This is a genomic window from Luteibacter rhizovicinus DSM 16549 (assembly GCF_001887595.1).
GTDB classification, from domain to species: Bacteria; Pseudomonadota; Gammaproteobacteria; order Xanthomonadales; family Rhodanobacteraceae; genus Luteibacter; species Luteibacter rhizovicinus.
In genome coordinates, this window is sequence record NZ_CP017480.1 from 4,416,049 (window position 1) to 4,438,613 (window position 22,565).

At 64.9% G+C, this 22,565-nt stretch carries 21 protein-coding genes; 10 read left to right on the forward strand and 11 right to left on the reverse strand.

The window, feature by feature from the left end; all coding sequences use genetic code 11:
• Positions 1-21: 21 nt before the first annotated feature.
• The 7 genes from BJI69_RS20210 to BJI69_RS20240 all read right to left on the reverse strand — a co-directional run bounded on the left by BJI69_RS20210 (position 22) and on the right by BJI69_RS20240 (position 6,545).
• Positions 22-369 carry a DUF805 domain-containing protein gene (locus tag BJI69_RS20210; RefSeq protein ID WP_046969260.1) on the reverse strand — a complete coding sequence of 116 codons (348 nt, stop codon included), beginning with the start codon at positions 367-369 and terminating at the stop codon, positions 22-24.
• A 395-nt stretch (positions 370-764) separates the two neighbouring features.
• Entirely contained in the window at positions 765-1,229 is a 465-nt protein-coding gene (locus BJI69_RS20215) for a hypothetical protein (RefSeq protein WP_046969259.1), read from the reverse strand.
• A gap of 7 nt (positions 1,230-1,236) precedes the next feature.
• A complete protein-coding gene (locus tag BJI69_RS20220) occupies positions 1,237-1,575 on the reverse strand; it encodes an STAS-like domain-containing protein (protein WP_046969258.1) in 339 nt (112 codons plus the stop codon).
• A 406-nt stretch (positions 1,576-1,981) separates the two neighbouring features.
• On the reverse strand, positions 1,982-2,632 hold the full coding sequence (gene lolA, locus BJI69_RS20225) for an outer membrane lipoprotein periplasmic chaperone LolA (protein WP_046969257.1): 651 nt from the start codon (positions 2,630-2,632) through the stop codon (positions 1,982-1,984).
• A gap of 31 nt (positions 2,633-2,663) precedes the next feature.
• Positions 2,664-3,092: a hypothetical protein gene (locus BJI69_RS20230; RefSeq protein ID WP_046969256.1), complete on the reverse strand. Its 429-nt coding sequence runs from the start codon at positions 3,090-3,092 to the stop codon at positions 2,664-2,666.
• 7 nt (positions 3,093-3,099) lie between these two features.
• Complete coding sequence (locus tag BJI69_RS20235) at positions 3,100-5,448, reverse strand: DNA translocase FtsK (RefSeq protein ID WP_046969255.1); 2,349 nt, start codon at positions 5,446-5,448, stop codon at positions 3,100-3,102.
• 32 nt (positions 5,449-5,480) lie between these two features.
• Positions 5,481-6,545, reverse strand: coding sequence for an alanine dehydrogenase (locus BJI69_RS20240; RefSeq protein WP_046969254.1), 1,065 nt, complete (start codon positions 6,543-6,545; stop codon positions 5,481-5,483).
• A 206-nt stretch (positions 6,546-6,751) separates the two neighbouring features.
• Here BJI69_RS20240 and trxB point away from each other — a divergent pair, with 206 nt between their 5' ends.
• From trxB to aat, 3 genes are read left to right on the forward strand one after another with little or no spacing between them, the layout of a single operon-like run.
• Entirely contained in the window at positions 6,752-7,714 is a 963-nt protein-coding gene (trxB, locus tag BJI69_RS20245) for a thioredoxin-disulfide reductase (protein ID WP_046969253.1), read from the forward strand.
• A 40-nt stretch (positions 7,715-7,754) separates the two neighbouring features.
• Positions 7,755-8,891 carry a GNAT family N-acetyltransferase gene (locus tag BJI69_RS20250; protein ID WP_046969252.1) on the forward strand — a complete coding sequence of 379 codons (1,137 nt, stop codon included), beginning with the start codon at positions 7,755-7,757 and terminating at the stop codon, positions 8,889-8,891.
• Positions 8,888-9,598: a leucyl/phenylalanyl-tRNA--protein transferase gene (gene aat, locus BJI69_RS20255; RefSeq protein ID WP_046969251.1), complete on the forward strand. Its 711-nt coding sequence runs from the start codon at positions 8,888-8,890 to the stop codon at positions 9,596-9,598. Before BJI69_RS20250 ends, aat begins: the two co-directional genes overlap by 4 nt.
• Positions 9,599-9,747: 149 nt before the next feature.
• Here aat and BJI69_RS20260 read toward each other — a convergent pair whose 3' ends face one another.
• Both BJI69_RS20260 and BJI69_RS20265 read right to left on the reverse strand, forming a co-directional pair.
• Entirely contained in the window at positions 9,748-11,172 is a 1,425-nt protein-coding gene (locus BJI69_RS20260; RefSeq protein WP_046969250.1) for an MFS transporter, read from the reverse strand.
• 18 nt (positions 11,173-11,190) lie between these two features.
• Entirely contained in the window at positions 11,191-12,054 is an 864-nt protein-coding gene (locus tag BJI69_RS20265) for a pseudouridine synthase (protein ID WP_425476896.1), read from the reverse strand.
• 120 nt (positions 12,055-12,174) lie between these two features.
• Here BJI69_RS20265 and BJI69_RS20270 point away from each other — a divergent pair, with 120 nt between their 5' ends.
• Complete coding sequence (locus BJI69_RS20270) at positions 12,175-13,224, forward strand: HDOD domain-containing protein (protein ID WP_052767346.1); 1,050 nt, start codon at positions 12,175-12,177, stop codon at positions 13,222-13,224.
• 5 nt (positions 13,225-13,229) lie between these two features.
• Here the strand turns inward: BJI69_RS20270 and BJI69_RS20275 are convergent, their stop codons facing one another.
• Positions 13,230-13,772: a hypothetical protein gene (locus BJI69_RS20275; RefSeq protein ID WP_046969249.1), complete on the reverse strand. Its 543-nt coding sequence runs from the start codon at positions 13,770-13,772 to the stop codon at positions 13,230-13,232.
• A 198-nt stretch (positions 13,773-13,970) separates the two neighbouring features.
• On the opposite strand from BJI69_RS20275, the gene BJI69_RS20280 reads away from it, so the two are divergent.
• The 5 genes from BJI69_RS20280 (at position 13,971) to BJI69_RS20300 (ending at position 19,793) form a co-directional block, all read left to right on the forward strand.
• Positions 13,971-14,834 (forward strand): restriction endonuclease, encoded by an 864-nt coding sequence (locus BJI69_RS20280; RefSeq protein WP_052767345.1) that lies wholly within the window; start codon positions 13,971-13,973, stop codon positions 14,832-14,834.
• A 245-nt stretch (positions 14,835-15,079) separates the two neighbouring features.
• Positions 15,080-15,430 carry a hypothetical protein gene (locus tag BJI69_RS20285; protein ID WP_046969248.1) on the forward strand — a complete coding sequence of 117 codons (351 nt, stop codon included), beginning with the start codon at positions 15,080-15,082 and terminating at the stop codon, positions 15,428-15,430.
• A gap of 63 nt (positions 15,431-15,493) precedes the next feature.
• Positions 15,494-16,294 carry an aldo/keto reductase gene (locus tag BJI69_RS20290; protein WP_078023380.1) on the forward strand — a complete coding sequence of 267 codons (801 nt, stop codon included), beginning with the start codon at positions 15,494-15,496 and terminating at the stop codon, positions 16,292-16,294.
• A 98-nt stretch (positions 16,295-16,392) separates the two neighbouring features.
• Positions 16,393-18,762, forward strand: a complete 2,370-nt coding sequence (locus BJI69_RS20295; RefSeq protein ID WP_046969247.1) for a phosphoketolase family protein — start codon at positions 16,393-16,395, stop codon at positions 18,760-18,762.
• A complete protein-coding gene (locus BJI69_RS20300; protein WP_181016731.1) occupies positions 18,759-19,793 on the forward strand; it encodes an acetate/propionate family kinase in 1,035 nt (344 codons plus the stop codon). Before BJI69_RS20295 ends, BJI69_RS20300 begins: the two co-directional genes overlap by 4 nt.
• Positions 19,794-19,905: 112 nt before the next feature.
• On the opposite strand, the gene BJI69_RS20305 is transcribed toward BJI69_RS20300, so the two are convergent.
• Positions 19,906-21,423 (reverse strand): fumarate hydratase, encoded by a 1,518-nt coding sequence (locus BJI69_RS20305; protein WP_046969246.1) that lies wholly within the window; start codon positions 21,421-21,423, stop codon positions 19,906-19,908.
• Between the two features lie 115 nt (positions 21,424-21,538).
• Between BJI69_RS20305 and BJI69_RS20310 the strand changes: the two genes are divergently transcribed.
• Positions 21,539-22,513, forward strand: coding sequence for a thioredoxin family protein (locus BJI69_RS20310; RefSeq protein ID WP_053057256.1), 975 nt, complete (start codon positions 21,539-21,541; stop codon positions 22,511-22,513).
• Positions 22,514-22,565: the final 52 nt, after the last annotated feature.

Genomic DNA, 22,565 nt, shown 5'->3' on the forward strand with positions numbered 1-22,565 from the left:
CGAATGAGGCCCGCGGACTTTTCAGGCGAACTGTTCGGTCAGCTTCGGATCGCCGCCGAAGCGGTTCGGACCGCGCGTGCCTTCCGTGCAGGCGAAGATCAGGTTCACGATCGGCACGAGAATCCACCAACCGCTGTGATCCGTGTCATGCATGCGGCGGATGCCGACGGCGACGCTCGGGAGAAGCACGGCGAGCTGATACACATTGCTCAGCATCTGGCCGCGCCCGGGACCTGATATCACGACACCGAGGATCATCAGACCGACCGCGATAAGCGTGTTGAACAGGACGAACATCCAGTATTCCTTGCGACGCGCACGGCCGTCGAATACCACGTACTTCTTGAGCACTTCCACGTACCAATTCATGCCTCTTCCTTTCTCGTCGTTTCATCCATTGATCGAACGCGAGGCGAACACAGCCGCGTCGCGCGCACGGGCACGACGGGTCATTCCGAGAGTGAAGTGTTTTCCCCTGGGACGCCCCTGTCGTCACCGGGGCGTACTTTCCCGCGCGCCCCACCACCCCGTCAACCTCCAAGACCACCACACCCGTGCAGGATCGGCAATTGTGGGAGCCGATTCATCGGCGATCCCGCGGCAGCGGGCCAGGTTACGGCAAGCACCCTATCGCCGATAAATCGGCTCCCACATGAAGCATCGCCGAAGAATCGGGCGCTCACATCACCGAAAATGGGCACGCAGCCTCCGCCGCGCATATGTCCTCAGGCTGCGGCTTCGTCCGCAGGCTGCCTGAAGGAGCGCTAGCGGAGCTTTGGCGTAAGGCTAAGGTCGATCAATGACCTGCGTAGGTCGCTTGCCAATACTTTGATTCGCTCGACGGTGCCTGCATCGCGAACTCGTCCAACCGTAGCGTAGGTCGCGCCGGTGCTCAGGGTGTACAGCCCGTCGATTCGAGCCCGAACGACCTCAGGCAAAACGATGGGTATCGCATGGGCAAACAGCACGTCGAGTCTAAGGTCAAGCGCATCGAACAAGCTGGCAATGTCGGACTCTAGCTTCGGATCCTGGCCGTCAGCGCGCCAATAGCGTTTCACGGCAAGAGCGATCTGCTCAATGGTCGACCCCACCGCGTCCCTGGCAGCCGTGAGTGCAGCCTGTGCACTCGTTTCTCGGGAAGTTCGTTTCGCAACGAGATAACTGACCAGCGTACTCACACCCACGGAAATAAGTGCGCTCGTGCCTTGATCGATATATCCGTCAGTCATCGGCTAGTTACTCCCGCCCGGCAGTTACCAACGCTTCGTCGATGACCGACTGGGCAACCCGGCGATATCTCTGAGCGGCACGGGATTCTGCGATCAGGCGGAGGTGCTTTGCCAGAAATTCCTTGGTGTAGCCGTGGGCGCGAACGAGGCCTCCGAAAGCTTCTTCCAGGAACGAAGATCCGTAGCCTTCGGCATCGTCGAAGACCACATCGACAACATCCTCTTTTTCAAGTGCGGGGACCAGCCATTCCTCACGAAACCGTTCGCCGCTGAACTCGCCATCCGCTAGATGGCGGCCACTGGGGACGTCGGAAAAGTCTTGGGCAATTCGGATGATTTTAGTCATTGCGAGTTCTCTGCGAGCCAACCATGGCAGCACTTAAGGCTACAACGGCACGGCATCTTCGTCCCGACCGGCACCCCCAAGACCGTCGTAGGCGTGTCATGGCGCGGTACGTCGGGAATTAGCCTGCGAGATGCCCAAGCACCCTAGTCGGGATCATCTGAATTTATTCTCAGCAGCTCCCGCGATTGCCGCGAGTTGTGTAGGAGCCGATTCATCGGCGAACCCGCGGCATTGGGCCAGGTTACGGCAAGCACCCTATCGCCGATAAATCGGCTCCCACATAGAGCATCGCCGATGAATCGGCTCCTACCGTGCTGGCGTGAGTCCAGCGATGCCGCGGTGGGCCGAAGGCCCATGAGACATGAGCCGGCGCAGCCGGCTATCCGGTTCACAACCGGCTATCCGCTTACTTGACCGGCTGGGTCTGCAACACCGGCGCATCGCCGATGACATCGGTGCCCTGCGGCGGCACGAAGTCGAACGTGCCGGCGTCGACCGGGCCATTCTTCACCCAGCCGGCGAACTGGATCTTCGTCGTATTGCCGAGCTGGTCCTTGAAGACCATCTGCGCCAAGCCGCCGGCGTCGAAGCCGAGGTCGGCGAAGTCGAACTGCGGATCCTTGCCGGTGGACTGCAGACGCAGCCAGACCAGGCCGTCGTGTTCGCCCTTCTCGGTGACCTTGAAGTCCTTGTCCATCTGCGACAGGTCGGTCAGGACGGTCAAAGGACTCTGTGCCTCTTCGCTGCTCTGCTTGCGCACCGTGACCTGCTCGAGGTCCGGGTCGTACAGCCATACGCGGCTGCCGTCGGCGACGATGGTCTGCTTGTACGGGGCCAGCGTTTCCCAGCGGAACTGACGCGGTGCCTCCAGCGCCATGGTGCCCGTGGTGGTCTTGCCGGCGTCGCCGTTCGCGTTGATCAACGTCTGGCTGAACCGCCCCGTCACCGAGTGCAGGCCCTTGGAAAAGGCATCCAGCCGTTCGCGGGCCGGACCGGCGGCGGCGAAGATCGGCAGGCTGAGGAGGGACAGGGTCGCGGCAAGCAGGAAGCGTTTCATGGGGCGAATTCCATTAGGGTCGGCGCGATTGTCAGCGATCGGTTTCGAACAGCGACTTAAGCATGTCGATGGCTTCGGTCGGGCTGATCTCGCCCGCTTCCATTTTCTCGCTGATATCGGCGATGGCCTTGCCGTCACGATGCCAGAACGGCGCGGCGCGCGTGGCGTGGTGGACCGGCCGGGCTTCCTGGCCGAGCACGACGATCTCGGCGATGGCTTCCTGTTCGGCGAAGATCACTTCGAGCGCATCGTCGACGCCGGCGGTATGGCCCGTGGGGTAATCGCGGGTGACGAAGCAGGCGCGACCGTCGTCGGCGCGCAGCTCCAGTCCCGGAATGGAGGGGTTGAGCTCGAAAATGCTCTCGACCTCGTCCAGAACCTCGGACGTGGGTGCGAGGTCACCGGTAACGAGCAAGCCCCAGGGGCGCTGGCGTAGCGCGCCCGGCTTCATGTCGTTCATGGGGGAATCAGTCCTTCGGGGGCGGCGGCGCGAGCACTTCGCGGTTGCCGTTGTGCTGCGGCGCGCTGACGATACCGTCCTGCTCCATCTGTTCGACGAGGCGGGCGGCGCGGTTGTAGCCGATGCGCAGGTGACGCTGCACGCCGGAGATGGACGCGCGACGCGTCTCGGTGACCACACGCACGGCGCGGTCGTAGAGCGCGTTGTCGCTGTCGCTATCGCCTTCGGCATCCTGCGGCAGGCCGGAGTCGTTGATGATCTTGCCGTCCGAGGTGGACTGGATTTCTTCGAGCACGCCGGTGATGTAGTTCGGCGCACCCTGCGCACGCAGCCACTCGACCACGTTATGCACTTCGTGATCGTCGACGAAGGCACCGTGCACGCGCTCGGGCGTGGCCGTACCCGGGGGCAGGTAAAGCATGTCGCCGTGACCGAGCAGCGCTTCCGCGCCGGACTGATCGAGGATGGTGCGCGAGTCGATCTTCGACGACACCTGGAACGCGATGCGCGTCGGGATGTTCGCCTTGATCAGGCCGGTGATCACATCCACCGACGGACGCTGCGTGGCGAGGATCAGGTGCACGCCCGCGGCGCGCGCCTTCTGCGCCAGACGTGCGATGAGTTCTTCGACCTTCTTGCCGACGATCATCATCATGTCGGCGAATTCGTCGATGATGATGACGATGTGCGGCAGCGGCTCGAGCGGCTCGGCGACCATGCCCGGCATGTCCGGGTTGGCGCGGAACAGCGGATCGAGCAAGGGCTGGCCGCTGCTCTCGGCGTCCTTCACCTTCTTGTTGAAGCCACCGAGGTTACGCACGCCGACCGCGGCCATGAGCTTGTAACGACGCTCCATCTCGGCCACGCACCAGCGCAGGGCGTTGGCGGCTTCCTTCATGTCGGTGACGACCGGCGCCAGCAGATGCGGAATGCCCTCGTAGACCGAGAGTTCCAGCATCTTCGGGTCGATCATGATCATGCGCACGTCTTTCGGGCTGGCCTTGTACAGCAGGCTCAGCACCATGGCGTTCACCGCCACGGACTTACCCGAACCGGTGGTACCGGCGACGAGCAGATGCGGCATCTTGGCCAGGTCGGTGACGACGGCCTTGCCACCGATGTCCTTGCCCAGCGCCAGCGCCAGCGGCGACTTCATCTGATCGTACTTCTCCGACCGCAGGATCTCGGAGAGGTAGACGATCTGCTTCTTCGTGTTGGGGATTTCCAGGCCGATGACGTTCTTGCCGGGAATCACGTCGACCACGCGCACGCTGACCACGGAAAGGCCGCGCGCAATGTCCTTGTCGAGGCTGGACACCTGGCTGCCGCGAACACCGGCGGCGGGTTCCAGTTCGAAACGGGTAATCACCGGACCCGGATAGACGCCCATGACGCGGGCCTCGATGCGGAAATCCTTGAGCTTGAGCTCCACCTGGCGCGAGAGGACTTCGAGGGTTTCCTCGGAGTAGCCCGGGCCTTGCGGCGGTGCTTCGTCGAGCAGCGACAGCGGCGGGACTTCGCCGTTCATCGATGCGCCGGTAAACAGGGGAATCTGGTTTTCGCGGGACGCGCGATCGCTCTTGACCACCATCGGGACCGGGGTCTCGATACGCACGGGCTCGCGTTTGGCCTGTTTGATCGCCTCGGCCTTCTTGACCACCTCACGCTCGGCGCGTGCGTTGCGTGCGGCCATGACTTCCGGTGCACGACGCATCTTCCCGCCGAACCAGCCGCCCAGGCGCACGACGCCCTGCCCCGTCAGATCCATGAGCTTGAACCAGGACAGACCGGTAGCAAGGGTGACGGCGATGAGGAAGACGGCGAGCAGGAGCAGCGGTGCGCCCTTGTCACCAAGCGCACTGTGCAGGCCGTGGCCCACCCACTTGCCGACGATGCCGCCCGGGCCTTCCGGCAACACGGGCGAATCGACGTTCAGATACACCAGCGCGGGGCCGGTGATGAAGAAAAACACGAACCCGATGAGACGCAGGGAGGGCTCCCACGGCGCGACGAGACGTTCGCCGCGCGCGCGGAGCACCTGCACGCCCAGTGCAAGCAGGAGCAGCGGAAAGCAGTAAGAAACCAGGCCGAAGATGTACCTGAGCAGGTTGGCGATATTCGCCCCGATCGAGCCACCGAAGTTGGTGGCCCGATCGGCGATGCCCATGTGGCCCCAGCTCGGGTCCTGATCGTTGTAGCTGAGCAGGCAGACGAGCAGGTACAGGGCAAGCGGCAACAGCAGCAACGCCCCGGCTTCACGCAGGCGGCGCTTGAGCTCGTCGCTCAAGCCCTCCCGCTGCTGGGCCTTGACCTGGCTCCGTGCCTGTTTCTTTACGACTTTCGCGCTGCGCGCCACTTAGCAGAGGACCTCGGATCGGGTTTTCGGCATCATGCCATGCCCTGAAGGGCCGGGTGCACGACCTTGCCACCCTCGATGTTGATACCGCCGGCCAGCGCCGCGTGGTCGCGCCACTCGTTACCGGCAGCCAGGCGCTGCACGTACGGCAGGATGGCGGCCGAAATGGCGGTGGACGAGGTCTGCGGGACCGCGCCCGGCATGTTGGTCACGCAGAAGTGCGTCACGCCGTGGACGTCGTAGGTCGGCGCCTTCCAGGTGGTCGGCTTCGAGGTTTCGAAGCAGCCGCCCTGGTCGATCGAGATGTCGACGAGCACCGAGCCCTTCTCCATCGTCTTGACCATGGCTTCGGTGACGACGCGCGGGGCCTTGGCGGACGGGATCAGCACGGCACCGACGACGATGTCGGCGTTGCGGACTTCTTCGGCGACCGACGACTCATAGGCGTACAGCGCGGTGACGTTCGGGCCCATGGCCATCATCTCGGCGAGGCGGTCCTGGCGCTTGTCGAAGACGACGACGTTGGCACCGGCCGAGGCGGCCAGGGCAGCGGCGTTACCACCGGCAGCGCCGGCGCCGAGGACGACGACCTTGCCACGCGGGGTGGAGGCCATGCCGCCGAGCAGCTTGCCCTTGCCACCGTTGGGCTGGTGCAGGAGGGTCGTGCCGATCTGGGTGGCGATGCGGCCGGCGATGACGGACATCGGCAGCAGCAGCGGCAGGACGCCGTTCTCATCCACGGATTCGAAGGCGATACCGGTCAGGCCGATGTCCAGCAGGCTCTTGGTCAGCGCCGGTTCGGCGGCCAGGTGCAGGTAGCAGAACAGCAGGTGGTGCTTCTTGAGCAGCTTGAGATCGCCCTCGATCGGTTCCTTGACCTTGACGATCAGCTCACCCTTTTCGTACAGGGCGGCGGCGTCGGGCACCACGTTGACACCCAGCAGCGAGTAGTCGGCGTCCGAGTAGCCGCTCTTGCTGCCGGCGCCGGACTGGATGAAGACCTCATGGCCACGGCGGACCAGATCGGCCGCAGCGGCCGGGATGAGGGCCACGCGGCCTTCGAGGGTCTTGGTTTCGGAGGGGATACCAATGCGCATCTTTTGGAGGATCCTGAATGAGATAAAAGCCGCCCCGTGGGGACAAGGCGAGAGCCGTCATTGCATTGAGTCTTGAATCGCACCCCGGTCTTCCCCATTCTTCCGGGTCGACACACCTCGCAAACCCTCGACACGGCTTTAGCATCCTGCCGCAAGGGGCTAGCGGTACGACCGAAACACGCCGCAGTAAACCTCAAGGATTATACATGAGCACCCCCAAGCACAGCCGCCTGCTGATCCTCGGCTCCGGTCCTGCCGGATACACGGCCGCCGTCTACGCGGCGCGCGCCAATCTCAAGCCGACCATGATCACCGGCCTGGCGCAGGGCGGCCAGCTGATGACCACCACCGAGGTGGACAACTGGCCGGGTGACGAAAAGGGTGTTCAGGGTCCGGAACTGATGCGGCGCATGGCCGAGCACGCCGAGCGCTTCGAAACCGAGATGGTGTTCGACCATATCCACAGCGTGGACCTGGGCAACCGCCCGTTCCGCCTGAAGGGTGACAGCGGCGAATACACCGCCGACGCCCTGATCATCACCACCGGCGCGACCGCCAAGTACCTGGGCATCGCCTCGGAAGAGAAGTTCAAGGGTCGCGGCGTCTCCGCCTGCGCCACCTGCGACGGCTTCTTCTTCCGCGAGCAGGACGTGGTCGTGGTCGGCGGCGGCAACACCGCCGTGGAAGAGGCGCTGTACCTGGCCAATATCGCCCGCAAGGTCTACCTGGTCCACCGCCGCGACAAATTCCGCGCGGAAAAGATCATGCAGGACAAGGTCTTCGAAAAGGTCGCTGCCGGCAAGATCGAGCTGCTCTGGAACCACCAGGTCGACGAAGTGCTGGGCGACGACTCCGGCGTGACCGGCGTCCGCGTCAAGGACGTCAACACCGGCGTGAAGCGCGACCTCGATGCCCAGGGCTTCTTCGTGGCGATCGGCCACACCCCGGCCACCGGCATCTTCGAAGGCCAGCTCGAGATGAAGGACGGCTACATCCAGATCCAGTCCGGCCTGCACGGCGGCGCCACGGCCACCTCGGTGCCGGGCGTGTTCGCCGCGGGTGACGTGGCCGACCACGTCTACCGCCAGGCGGTCACCTCGGCGGGCTTCGGCTGCATGGCGGCGCTCGACGCCGAGCGCTGGCTGGACCAGCAGCACATGCTGACCTGACCGGAACCGGCCCCGCGCCTTGCGCGCGGGGCAACCGCCGATGACCGGCATTCGTTTTCTCGACAGCCTTGGCGGCATTCCGGCCGCCGACTGGGACGCGCTTGTGCCCGACGGCAACCCCTTCGTCTCGCACGCGTTCCTCAGCGGCATGGAAGCGAAGGGCTGCCTGCGCGAAGACTACGGCTGGAAGCCGTACCACCTGGGCATCTTCGACAGCCACGATCGGCTGGTCGCTGCCTCGCCCACCTACCTCAAGGGCAACTCGCACGGCGAGTTCGTCTTCGACTGGAGCTGGGCCTCGGCCTGGGAACGCGCCGGCGGGGATTACTACCCGAAGATGCTGGTCGCCTCGCCCTACTCGCCCGTACCCGGCCCCCGGCTGCTGGTGCGTGACGGCCTCGAGGCGGACATCCTGCGCAACCGGCTCACCGCCGCACTCGTGGACGAAGCGGATCGCCTCGGCCTGTCCTCGATCCACGCCAACTTCCTCGCCGACGCCGACCTGGACGCCTTCGACGATCGCTGGCTGGTCCGCAGCGACTACCAGTTCCACTGGCACAACCAGGCCTACGCCGATTTCGACGGCTTCCTGGCTTCGCTCAAGGCGAAGAAGCGGAAGAACATCCGCCAGGAACGCGCCTATGCCGAGGCCTCCGGCCTGCGCCTGAGCATGCGCGGCGGCGACGAACTGTCCGACGACGAGTGGCGGCAGATCCATGCACTTTACGCACTCACCTTCGACCTCAAGGGCAACCACGCCGCCCTGACCTCGCGCTTCTTTCAGTACCTCGGCCGCACCCTCGGCCCGAAGGTGCAGGTGGCGATGGCGCGCGACGGCCAGGAGATCGTCGCGATGGCGCTGTTCCTGCGCGGCGGCGATGCGCTGTATGGACGCTACTGGGGCGCCAGCGTGGAAGTGTCCGGACTGCACTTCGAGCTCTGCTATTACCGTGGCATCGACTATGCGATCCGCGAAGGCATCGGCCGTTTCGAACCCGGCGCGCAGGGCGAGCACAAGCTGGCCCGCGGCTTCCTGCCGACCCTGACCCACTCGCGGCATTACATCGCCCACGAAGGTTTCCGTCAGGCCGTGGCCGGCGCGCTCGAACAGGAAGCGCTGCATCGCGAAACCTACCGCGACGAACTGCTCGCCCATTCGCCGTACGCGGACCGATGATCCGCCTGCCGCAACTGAATCCGCTGCGCCCCGGCCTGTTTCCCGATCCGGAGGACGCTCTTGTCGAACCCAACGGCCTGCTTGCCTGGGGTGGCGACCTCTCTGCCGAGCGACTGATCGCGGCCTATGCACAGGGCGTATTCCCCTGGTTCAACGAAGACGAGCCGATTCTCTGGTGGTCGCCGGATCCGCGCTGCGTGTTTCGCACCGATGCGGTCCACATCAGTCGCAGCCTGCGCAAGCAGCTGTCGAAGTCCAACTGGCGCCTCACGGCGGATACCTCGTTCACCCGCGTCATGCGCGCCTGCGCGGCACCGCGTAGCGGCGCGGTCGGCACGTGGATCGGCGACGACATGATCGCTGCGTACGAAGAGCTGCATCGGCAAGGCCATGCGCACAGCGTCGAAGTGTGGGATCGCGGTTCGCTCGTCGGTGGCATATACGGCGTCGCCGTCGGTCGGCTGTTCTGCGGCGAGTCGATGTTCTCGGCCCGCACCGGCGGCTCGAAGGTCGCGCTTGCCGGCATGTGCCAGTTCCTGCATCGCTGGGGCTTTCCCTTCCTCGACGCCCAGGTGACCAACGATCACCTGTTGTCGATGGGCGCCGTGGAGATCCCACGTCGACAGTTCGTCGCGCAGGCGAAGCGCCTGGGAGCCATGCCCGGCCTGGTCGGCTCGTGGATGCAACACCCCATCACCCTGCCCTGACCCCTTGGTTGATTGGGGCCTGCCTTGTGGGGCCTGCCTTGCGGGGCCTGCCCTGTGTGGGAGCCGCTTCAGCGGCGATGCTTTTCTGCAGGGAAGAGCATCGCCGCTAAAGCGGCTCCCACATGGAGCAGCACAGCGGCGCTGCCATGCTACCGGGCGCGGTGACCGCTCATTTCCGCGCCAGCATTCTTCGGCAGCAACAAACACACCGGCGCCGCGATCAACGAGACAAACGTCACCACCAGGAAGGCCACGCTGAAATCAGGCAACTGCGCATGGGCATGCCCGTTCCACGTCACCGACACATGCAGGGCCGCGGCGGCGACGCAGATGCCCAGCGACAGCATCAGCTGCTGGAACGTCGTGTAGAAACTGGTCGCACTGGAGAAGCGCTCGCTCGGCACGTCCGCGTAAGCCACCGTGTTATACGCACTGAACTGCAGCGACTGGAAGAAACCGCTCAGCAGCAGGACGGTGTAGATCGTCCACAGCGGCCAGTCCGGGCGAAAGGCCGCGCACAGGGCGACGCAGACCATCGACAGCACGCCGTTCCAGACGAGGGTGGCGCGAAAGCCCCACATCCGCAGCACCGGTGCGGCGGTGGCCTTCATCAGCATCGCGCCGAGCGCCGACACGAAGGTCACCACGCCACTGTGCGCCGCGGAAAAACCGAAGCCCAGCTGCATCATCAGTGGCAACAGGAAGGGCACCGACCCCGCGGTGATGCGCGTCAGTGAACCGGCGATCACCGAAAGACGAAACGTGGGAAAACGCATCAACGACAGGTCGAGGATGGGATTCGCTACGCGCTTCGAATGCCATACGTACACGGCGCCGACGATGAGGCCGCCCACGATCAGCCCGACGGAACCCAGACCCGAGGTATCACCGCGACTGGCCAGCTCCAGTCCGAACACCAGGCATGACAGCGAGATGCCCGAGAGCACGAAGCCCACCCGGTCGAAGCGCTGCCGCTCCGCAATGCGCACGTCGGGCACGTACTTCGTGGCCAGCCACATGCCGGCAATGCCGATCGGCACGTTGATATAGAAGATCCAGCGCCACGACACCCAGGTGACGATAAAGCCGCCCAGCGGCGGTCCGACGACCGGACCGATCAGCGCGGGCACGAGTAGCCACGACATGGCGCTGACCAGCTCGGACTTCGGCACCGATCGCAGCAGCACCAGGCGCCCGACGGGCACCATCATCGCTCCACCCATGCCTTGCAACAGGCGCGACAGCACCAGCAGTGGCAGATTGCCCGAGAGCCCACAGAGGATCGAGCCCAGGGTGAAGATCGCGATCGCCGCGCGGAAGACGTTGCGCGAGCCGTAGCGATCGGCAATGGCGCCGCTGGCGGGGATGAACACCGCAAGGCTGAGCATGTACGAGGTGAGCGCCACGCTCATGTGCAGCGGCGACACGTCGAACGATTCCGCCATCGAAGGCAACGCCGTGGCCAGGATGGTGCCGTCCAGCTGTTCCATGAACATCGCGCTCGCGATGATCAGGGCTACGGTGCGGAAGCCAGGGGCGGGAGTCATCCGGGAAGGGTTGGCGGGGGAGCGCATAGTCTGCGCCCGCAAGGATCAAAGGTCGAGTGAACGTAAACTTAGAAAGCGCCGCTCTTCGCCACTGAAGGGATCGATGAACGCGAGCTCGCGAGCGAGCAGCTGCATCGGCTCGCTGAAATCCGCCGTCTCCTCACGCAGCTCGGGATACATCGGATCGCCCAGGATGGGCGCGCCCAACCCTGCCATGTGCACGCGCAACTGGTGCTTGCGTCCGGTGACGGGCTCCAGTCGGTAGCGCCACGCGTGCTCGCCACGCTCGATCACGTCGACGTGGGTGGTGGCATTCGCGGGGCCTTGCACTTCGTGCGTGCGAAAGAACGGCTCGCCGCGCTCGATGCGGCTGCATCGGGAAAGCGGAAACGTCAGTCCGGGCAACGGTGGCGCCAGCGCTTCGTAGGTCTTGGCGATGGCGCGCTCGCGGAACAAGCGCGTATAGGCATCGCGACTGGACGGCCGTGCCGAGAACACGACCAGGCCGGCGGTGCCGCGGTCCAGCCGGTGCAGCGCGACCAGGTCCGGATTGCCGAGACGACGGACCAGGCGCACCGACAACGTCTCCTCCACGTAGCGCCCGGCCGGCATGACCGGCAGGAAGTGCGGCTTGTCCGCCACCACGAGGTCGTCGTCCTGGTAGACGATCGTTTCCTCGAACGGGATGCGCGGCTCGGCCGGCACCTCGCGCCGGTAGGTGACGATGTCGCCGGGACGGTAGGGGGTGAGGTGATCGACCCCGTGGCCGTTCGCCTGGACGAGCCCGCGTTCCATGCGGTCTTCCCAGGCCTCGCGACTGACCGCTGGGAAGCGCTCGCAAAGGAAATCGAGCACGCTCGGCCAGCCACCGGGTGGCAAGGCGATCCTGCTGAGTGGCATGTGGTCCATGGCCCCATCCTAACCGCGCCACGCCAGGCCGCGAACCCACTCGTCAGCGCATGGGCAGCCAAGTGTTTCCCACCCGGCCGCGGCATATACTGGCGGGGTCCCCCATATCGAGACACCCGCGTGATCGGCCGGTTCTTCAGGAAGTTGTTCGGCGGCGGCACCGCGCCTTCCGCCCCATCCTTCGTGCCCGCGCACGCCGCCGTGACCCGCACGCCGGTGGTCATCGACATGCCCGTGGTGGAAGCACCGGTCAGCGCGCTGGCCGCCGAAGAAATCGAAGACCGCTTCTATCGCCTCGTGCTCGGCCTCTCGCCGTCGGACGACGCGGCGTTCTCCCCCGCCGAACAGAGCGTGTTGCGTCGCGTACGCGACGCGTTCGGCGGCGAGCGTTTCGACGTCGGCTCCCTGCCCCGGCTGCCATCGGTGGTGCCGCAGCTCATGCGTTCGCTGCGCAACGACGATTCGGACAGCCGCGCACTGGCCGAGCTGATCGCCCGCGACACCGTGCTGGTGGGTGAGATCGTCCGGGTGGCGAACAGCGCCTTCTTCAAGACCTCGCGGCCGGTGACCGGCCTGGCGCAGGCGATCACCCTGCTCGGCCAGGACGGCTTGCGCCGCGTGGTCATGCAGTTGGTCATGCGGCCGATCCTGCGTACCAACATGGGCGGCGCCAGCCAGCACGCCGGCGAGCGGCTGTGGGAGCACGCCGAGCGCTGCGCCCGCGCGTGCATCTACCTGGGCCGCGATGTCTGCGACCCCTTCGAAGCCTTTCTTGCCGGCCTGATCAGCCAGACCGGGGCGCAGACGATCCTGCTCGAGCTCGAGGAACAGAACGACACCCGCGCCACGGCCTTCAGCCGTCCGCTGGTCGCCGCCCTGGCCCAGCAGATCGAGCGGCTGTCGCTGCACGCCGCACGCCACTGGGCCTTCCCCTCGCGCGTGGTCCAGGCACTGGCCGAGCGTGCGGACCCCGCCGACGCAGGCGCACGCACACCGCTGGGACGCGCCTTGCTGGCCGCCAGCCGCGTGGCGATGCTGGACGTGCTGATCGAGCAAGGCCTGGCCGACCCCGACTCGGCCCTATTGGCGAGCCCTGGCCAGACCTTCACCCAGGCCCAACTGATCGCCTGCCGCGACGCCCTGCGCACCGCAGCCCCCGCCGAAGCCTGAGGGCGTCAGCGACGCACCCCAGTAGCCACCACATCCGCCCACACCTGATCCGCCAGCTGCGTCGACGCCCCCGTAATCAGCTTCGGCACCATGGCATCCAGACGCGGCGGATCAGTCTCCACCGGCGCCGTCTGGCTGACGTGATAGCTCTTCGAAACCACGACGCCGCGGGCGACAATGCGGCAGTTCACCGTCAGGTCCATGGTCATGACCGAGGTCTGACCCTCCGGTGTGTGCACGGCGGTAGCCTGCTGCAACCCACGGCAGCCGATGATCAGGTCGGTGAAGTACTTCGGCTGCAACGAGGTGCGCAGCACGGCTTCGACCGCCGAAGGAATGTCCGGCGACACCTCGACCTTGGACGGGCCCGACAGACCGCCAACGGCCACCACGTGATCGCCCTTGTTCTCCAGGGTCAGCCACGGCGAGGCCGGGCTGGCCGCCACGGTGCGGCTCATGTCGCTTTCGATCAGGTTCTTGCCACCACAGGCGGACAGCATCGTCGTCACGGCGACAGCCATCGCACCTTTCACTACTGCGTACTTCATCACGTGCTCAAACCCCTGTAATCCCCCAAGACATTCCTCCCAATTTAGCGGTTGGCCGCCCCGGCGGCAATCGCTCACGAATGTGAAGACGCCACCTGCGCCGGCTAAAGCCTGATTCCGTGACGCCGATAACCTTTTCGATGAGGCCGCGCGAGCGGTTATGATGCCGATCCGATTTCCGGCAGGACTTACCCAACGATGTTTTCCGCTCGACAGCCTTCCGCCGGTGGCACAGACGCACTCGCGCGCCTGACCTGGCAAGACTTCGAGCACCTGCTTGCCGAGCACTACCGTGCGCAGGGCTACCGGGTGGAGCACCACGCACCGGTCACCTCGCTCAAGGCCCTGTCCGCCGGCGTCGACCTGCGACTGACCCGTGGCACCGAGTCGGTGATCCTGCAGTGCAAGCACTGGGACGCCCTCGAGGTGGAGGTGGCGGAAGTCAACGAGCTGCTCAGCGTGATGCTCAACGAGGCCGCGACCAAGGGCATCCTCGTTACCCGTGGCCGCTTCAGCAGCGAGGCGATCAACATCCAGCGTCGCCAGCCGCGCCTGCAGCTGATGGATGGCGAGGTCTTGCGCGTGCTGCTCAAGCTTCCCGATCACCTCGACACGGCGCTACCGGGCAGCGCGGCGGCGGCTCCGGCCTCCAGGAAGGGCGCGAAGGCGGCCCGTCGCCGCGGCGCGTCGTCGCATGGATCGCGCCTGTTGCCCGCCTTGCTCGTCCTCGGCATCGGTGTCCTGCTCGGCTTGTTCGCCTGGAAAGTCATGTCGCGTCGTGATGCCGTGGCAGATACCTTGCCTCCCGCGGCGGCTTCCGCACCGGAACCGGCACGCGCTCCGATTCCCGACCTGCCGCCCGCCCCGCCGCCGTCCAACGACACCTCGGGGTTCGTGTCCACGCGGACGTCGTCCTCCGTGCCCCCGCCGCCGACGCGCGAATTGCTGGAACGCCAGCGCGTCCTCGAACAGTCCGAGCGCGAACGCGCCTCGCAGCGCAAGAACGAAGACGGCCTGAAAGTGCTCGAGAAGAATACGCGCGAGCTTGGATCGCACGACTGACAGGCCATCGCCATGTGATTTCGGCAGGCGCCCTGCAAGTGCCTCTCCCGACAGACAGCGTGCAGATACCGGCTCCCGAACCACCTGCTTTTACTTCGAAAAACCTCACGAGCAGGTAACAAAGCCGAGACTAGCGTACGTACCCTCACAGGTTCAGGCGCGACCACCGCGTGCCCGCGAAACAGGGTGAAAGATCGACCGCTAGATCACAGGGAAACAGTGTCAATCGTCCAGGGAGGACCACCATGTCAACGTCATTCACAAGCCGTCCGGCTTACGGATCGCGCATCACCCTCGTCATTGTCGCCGTGCTGTTCGGCATGGCCCTTTTCGCGTCTGCTCCGTCAAAAGCGCATGACAATGACGAATCCGTCGCTTGTATGGTGGGCATGCACAATGCGACGTGGACGCCGGTACCTCTCGATGGAAATCTTGTCATCACGGCAAACGGAAGTATCACCTCCGGTCGCTTCAGCGGTCACACGGCGACGTCCCAGTTCGTCCTCGCAAACCTCGCAGATACGCTCGGCAACCAGTGCGCATCTCCCACTGGCGTGACCAACGCAAGTGGCATCGCCACCCTCATCGTCTTGTGACGTAGTGAACCCAGGCCCGGCCGGGAAAGCGGCCGGGCCCCTCGTGGACAAGGAAGTGCCACCATGGTCACGCTTTGCCGCCCCGCGGTGGCCGTACCCGAGCACGTCATCACGCTGGACGACACGCTGCATCTCGTGCGCCTCCAGGAACAAGGCAAGATTCGTCATCTTGGCCTGTCGAACCAGCCGGGCGTCAGCGTCCCACAACTGATCGGGGCCCAGAAGACCGCGCGGATCGTAGCCATCGAAAACCTCCACAACGTCGCCGACCGGGCCGACGACGCCGTGCTGGATCATGCGGCCCGGAACCATATCGCCTTCATCCCATGGTTTCCTCTGGGCCACGGAGGCCTCGTCGGCCCGGACCCGGCTGGCGCTCCACTCGTGACGCGCCGACGAAGATCACTGGGCGCTGACATCCATCCAGCCGGAGACGTTCCCATGTCGACCCTGCATCCCAACATAGCCACCCTTCGGTCTATCTACGACGATCTGCGTCGTATCGAGCGCCATGCCGACGAGGACATGGTGCTGCATACCGCTCAGCGACGCACCGCCGGCGAGAGCGGCATCGTCTACGGCAAGAAAGCCGTGGTCGAAAGGATGAACGCGCTGATTCTCAAGAGCGAGCAAACACTAGAGATGAGTGTGGATATCATCGTTGCCAATGACTATTTTGGCGCCGTACTCGGCAGCATCCGGGCTCGCTGCGGCGATCGCGAGATCGACATGCCCTTCTGTGGATTATGGCGATTTGATGACGGCAGCATCCTGGAGCATTGGGAGAACGCCTACGACATTGAGGAACTCGACGCATTCATGGACAACGAGACGTCGGAAACGAGCAACTGGGTGCGGCAATGACGCAGGGTCGCGTGGGGCAAATTGGGTCTGATCTTTCACGCCGTGGCAATCCTCCCCCGCATACTCTCAAGGGGACCCCGTCGCCTGGATAGCTCCCCATGACCGAGCCGCTTGCGCCCGACCTGCTTCGTCGCATGCACGCCTACTGGCGCGCCGCCAACTACCTCACTGTTGGCCAGATCTACCTCCGTGACAACCCCATGCTCGACGAGCCCCTCACGCGGGAACACATCAAGCATCGTCTGCTCGGCCATTGGGGAACGACCACCGGCCTCAACTTCATCTACACCCATCTCAATCGCGCGATCGTCGAGCGCGACCTCAACATGATCTACGTCATCGGCCCCGGCCATGGCGGACCGGGGCTGGTGGCGCATACCTATCTCGAAGGTTCTTACACCGAGATCTACCCGCATATCGACCGCAGCGTGGCCGGCATGCGCGAGTTGTTCCGCCAGTTCTCCTGGCCGTATGGCATTCCGAGCCACGTGGCACCGGAAACCCCGGGCTCCATCCACGAGGGCGGCGAACTGGGCTACTCGCTGTCGCATGCCTTCGGCGCGGCCTTCGACAACCCCGACCTGATCGTCAGTTGCGTCGTCGGTGACGGCGAGGCTGAAACGGGCGCGCTGGCGACCAGCTGGCACTCGAACAAGTTCCTCAATCCCGTGCGTGATGGCGCGGTGCTGCCGATCCTGCACCTCAACGGTTTCAAGATCGCCAATCCGACGGTGCTCGCCCGCATCGAGCCGGAAGAGCTCCGCGACCTCATGCGCGGCTACGGCTACGAACCCCATTTCGTCGAAGGCCATGAGCCCGAGCCGATGCACCAGGCCTTCGCCGCGGCGCTGGATACCTGCCTGGACGAGATCCGGCGTATCCAGACCGAGGCCCGCGAGGGCACGGCGTCCGAGGCGAAACGACCACGCTGGCCGATGATCGTGCTGCGTAGCCCCAAAGGGTGGACCGGCCCGAAGGTGGTCGACGGCAAGCCCGTGGAAGGGACGTGGCGCGCGCACCAGGTACCCATCGACAAGTTCGATAACGACGAGCACCTGAAGATCCTCGAAGACTGGATGAAGAGTTACGACGCACACGAACTCTTCGACGAGCGCGGACGGTTCCGCGACGAGTTCGCAACGCTCGCTCCGCGTGGCCAGCGGCGCATGGGCATGAACCCGCACGCGAATGGCGGCCTGCTGCTCAAGCAGCTGCACATGCCGCACTTCCGCCCGTTTGCCCAGGACGTCAAGACGCCGGGCGACCACAAGGCCGAAGCGACGCGAGTGCTCGGCAAGTTCCTGAGCGGCGTGATGCAGCAGAACATGGAAACGTTCCGCGTGTTCGGTCCGGACGAAACCGCGTCGAACCGCCTGGAGGCGATTTACGAAGTCAGCGGCAAGACCTGGCTGGGCGAGTACGAAGGCGTGGACGAGAATCTTTCGCCCGAAGGCCGCGTGATGGAAGTGCTCAGCGAGCACCAGTGCCAGGGCTGGCTCGAAGGCTACCTTCTCACCGGCCGGCATGGATTTTTCTCCTGCTATGAAGCCTTCATCCACATCATCGATTCGATGTTCAACCAGCACGCGAAGTGGCTCAAGGTCACGCGCAAGATGTCGTGGCGGCCGCCGATCGCCTCGCTCAACTACCTCCTGAGCTCGCATGTGTGGCATCAGGACCATAACGGCTTCTCGCATCAGGACCCGGGCTTCATCGACCATGTCGCCAACAAGAAGTCCGAGATCGTCCGCGTCTACCTGCCGCCGGATGCGAACTGCCTGCTTTCGGTCGCCGACCATTGCCTGCGCAGCCGCCATTACGTCAACGTGATCATCGCCGGCAAGCAGCCGGACTGGCAATGGCTGGACATGGAGAGCGCCGTGCGCCATTGCACCGCCGGCGCAGGCATCTGGTCGTGGGCCGGTCGTGGCGAGGACGATCCCGATGTAGTGATGGCGTCCGCAGGCGATGCGCCCACGGTCGAAGTGCTCGCCGCGATCATGTTGCTTCGCGAGTACGTGCCCGATATCCGCATCCGCATGGTCAACGTGGTCGACCTGATGTCGCTGGAAACGCCGGACGAGCATCCGCACGGCATGGACGACGACGTGTTCGACGACCTGTTCACCAAGGACAAGCCGGTGATCTTCGCCTTCCACGGTTATCCGGGCATCATCCACAAGCTGACCTACCGCCGGCACAACCACGACAACATCCACGTGCGTGGCTACAAGGAAGAAGGTACGACGACGACCGCACTGGACATGATGGTGCTGAACAATATGGATCGCTTCCAGCTCGCCCTCGATGTGATAAACCGCGTGCCACGCCTCGCCGACCAGCGCGAGGCGGCGACGCAGCGCTACTGGTCGGACATCCAGCGACACAAGCTTTACGTCAGCGAACACGGCCAGGACCTGCCCGACGTGCGTGACTGGCAGTGGAAGGCCGAGGAGGTTGACGAGTGAGCGTTACCACGGGCCATGTGCTTGCGCTCAACACGGGATCGTCGTCACTGAAGTACGGGCTGTACCGCGTCGACGGCGATACGTGCGAAGCCTTGCTCACGGAGAACACCGAGTCCGCGGGCAATGGCAGCGACCCGGTAACGACCATTGTCGGTACGCTGCGCGATAAGGGGCTACCGGCACCGGACGCCATCGGTCATCGTCTCGTGCATGGCGGCCCGAACGTACGTGAGCATGCGCGTATCGACGAGCAGTTGATGGTGCATCTGGATGAAGCCCGTGCCTTCGCGCCGCTGCACGTCCCTGCGGCAGTGCAGATGGTGAAGCGCTGCCGCGTGGCATTCCCCGGCGTGCCCCAGGTCGCCTGCTTCGACACAGCGTTCCACGCGACGATGCCGGAAGTCGCCCGCACCCTGCCCTTACCCGCGGATCTGCGCGCTGGCGGCATTGAGCGTTACGGCTTTCACGGGCTGTCGTACGAGTCCATCGTGCGGCAACTCGGCGACGCCGTGCCGGCCCGACTCGTCATCGCGCACCTCGGCAACGGCGCCAGCCTCTGTGCCGTGCGCGATGGCAAGTCGATCGACACGACGATGGGCCTCACACCCACCGGCGGCATCGTGATGGGTACGCGTCCGGGCGACCTGGATCCCGGCGTGCTGATCTACCTGATGCGCGAACGCGGCTTCGACGCCAGGCGCCTGGAGACGCTGGTCGATCGCGAATCGGGTTTGAAAGGTTTGTCCGGTGGTACGAGCGACATGCGCGAGCTGCACACGATGGACACCGCGGCGTCACGTCTCGCACTCGATGTCTTCGTGCACGCGGCACGCAAGCAGATCGCCGGCATGATCGCCTCTCTCGGCGGCATCGACCTGCTGGTTTTCACCGGCGGCATCGGCGAGAACGACGCGGTCACCCGCGACACCATCCTCGCCGGCCTGCAATGGATCGGTGATTTCGATTCCCGCGTCATCCCCACAGAAGAGGATGAGCAAATTGCAAGGCACACCTGGCGCCTCACCAGCTGACGCAACCCTGCTCTTGTAGGAGCCGATTCATCGGCGATAGGGGGCTTGCGACACCCTGGCGGCCGCTGCGCGGCCATCGCCGATGAATCGGCTCCTACAGAGAGCCAGAGCTTTAGACCACGACGACCGGAATCTTCCCGATCCGCGACTGCCATTCCTTGGGCCCGGAGATATGCACCGACGAACCGGCGCTATCGACCGCGACCGTCACCGGCATGTCCTTCACCTCGAACTCATAGATCGCTTCCATGCCGAGGTCTTCGAAGGCCAGCACGCGCGAGGCCTTGATCGCCTTCGACACGAGGTACGCCGCACCACCCACCGCCATCAGGTAGACGGCCTTGTTGTCGCGGATCGCATCGATCGCGGTCGGCCCGCGCTCGCTCTTGCCGACCATGCCGAGCAGGCCGGTCGTCTCGAGCATCTGGCGCGTGAACTTGTCCATGCGCGTGGCGGTGGTCGGGCCAGCGGGACCGACGACTTCGTCACGCACCGGATCGACCGGACCCACGTAGTAGATGAAGCGGTTGGTGAAGTCGACCGGCAGCTGTTCACCGCGGTTGAGCATGTCGATCATGCGCTTGTGCGCGGCATCGCGACCGGTGAGCAGCTTGCCGTTGAGCAGGATGGTCTCGCCCGGCTTCCAGCTCTGCACGTCCTCGCGGGTGATCGTATCGAGGTCCACGCGACGGCCCTTCGAGGAGTCGTAGGTGAGCTTCGGCCAGTCTTCCAGCGACGGCGGATCCAGTGCGACCGGACCCGAACCATCGAGCACGAAGTGCGCGTGACGCGTGGCGGCGCAGTTCGGGATCAGGGCGACCGGCAGGTTGGCGGCGTGGGTCGGGTAATCCTTGACCTTGATGTCGAGCACCGTGGTCAGGCCACCGAGGCCCTGCGCACCGATGCCGAGCGCGTTGACCTTTTCGTACAGTTCCAGGCGCAGCTCTTCGGCACGGTTGGACGGGCCGCGGGCGATCAGGTCGACGATGTCGATCGGCTCCATGAGAGCCTCTTTCGCCAGCAGCATCGCCTTCTCGGCGGTGCCGCCGATACCGATGCCGAGCATGCCCGGCGGGCACCAGCCGGCGCCCATGGTCGGGACCGTCTTCAGCACCCAGTCGACGATCGAGTCGGACGGGTTGAGCATGGCGAACTTGGACTTGGCTTCCGAACCACCGCCCTTCGCCGCGACGATGATGTCGACCTTGTCGCCGGGAACGATCGAGACGTTGACCACGGCCGGCGTGTTGTCGCGCGTGTTCATGCGCTTGCCGGCGGGATCGGCGAGCACGGAGGCGCGCAGCTTGTTGTCCGGATCGTTATAGGCGCGACGGACGCCCTCGTTGACCATGTCCTCGACGCCCATGGTGGCGTCGTCCCAGCGCACGTTCATGCCCACCTTGAGGAAGACCGTGACGATGCCGGTGTCCTGGCAGATCGGCCGGTGGCCCTCGGCGCACATGCGCGAGTTGATCAGGATCTGGGCGATGGCGTCCTTGGCAGCCGGCGACTCTTCGCGCTCGTAGGCAGCGGAGAGGTTCCGGATGTAGTCGACCGGGTGGTAGTACGAGATGTACTGGAGGGCGTCTGCGACGCTCTGGATGAGGTCGTCCTGCTTGATCGAAGTCATGGCGCGTCGGCTGGCTCGCGAGGCTGGCAAAGACGGGATTTTAGCGCACCTGCCGTTGTAAGGTGCCGGGCCATCGGCCGGTCTACTCACGGCACCCAGAAAACACGGAGTTTCCATGCGTCCCATCCGCCTCGCCTTCCTCGCCCTGTTCGTCGCGCTGGCCTCCCTGGCCGCGACCGGCACGGCGATGGCCGCCCAGACCGCGCCCGAGTTCGCCGGCATCGCCAAGTGGCACAACTCCCCGCCGCTGACCATGAAAGGCCTGCGCGGCAAGGTCGTCCTGATCGATTTCTGGACGTATTCCTGCATCAACTGCCTGCGCACCCTGCCCCATGTCACCCACTGGTACGACCAGTACAAGGACAAGGGCCTGGTGATCGTCGGCGTGCATTCCCCGGAATTCCCGTTCGAGAAGCAGGAAGGCAACGTCCGCGACGCCATCGCCCGTTTCGGCATCAAGTACCCGGTGGCCCAGGACAACGACCTGGAAACCTGGGACGCCTGGGACAACCAGTACTGGCCGGCCGAGTACCTCGTGGATCAGCGCGGCAACGTCGTGGCGCACCACTACGGCGAAGGCAACTACATGGACATGGAGAACGCCATCCGTACGTTGCTGGGCCTGCCGCGCCTGGCCGACGCGGCCGCTGCCAGCGAGACCGACAAGGACGCCCCGGACTTCACCCAGCTGGGCTCACCGGAGATGTACTTCGGCGCCGACCGCAGCGCGAACAACGCCAGCCCCGAGGGCAAGGACACCGGTACGCGCGACTTCACCGCGCCGTCCCGCCTGGAACTGAACAAGTTCGCCCTGGTCGGACGCTGGGAGATCGGCCGCGACAACGCCAGCCTGGTCGGCGCCAGCGGTGAGATTCGCCTGCACTACAAGGCGAAGAAGGTGCACATGGTCGCCAGCGCCAACGACCCGATCACCGTCGAGGTGGCCGTGGACGGCAAGCCCCAGGCGCCGGTCACGGTGCAGGCGAGCAAGCTCTACACGCTGTTCGATGGTGATGGCTACAAGGATCACATCCTCACCATCAAGATCCCGAAGGCCAACTTCCACATGTTCACTTTCACCTTCGGCTAAACCGCATCCCCCGCGCGGTAGGAGCCGATTTATGTGGGAGCCGATTTATCGG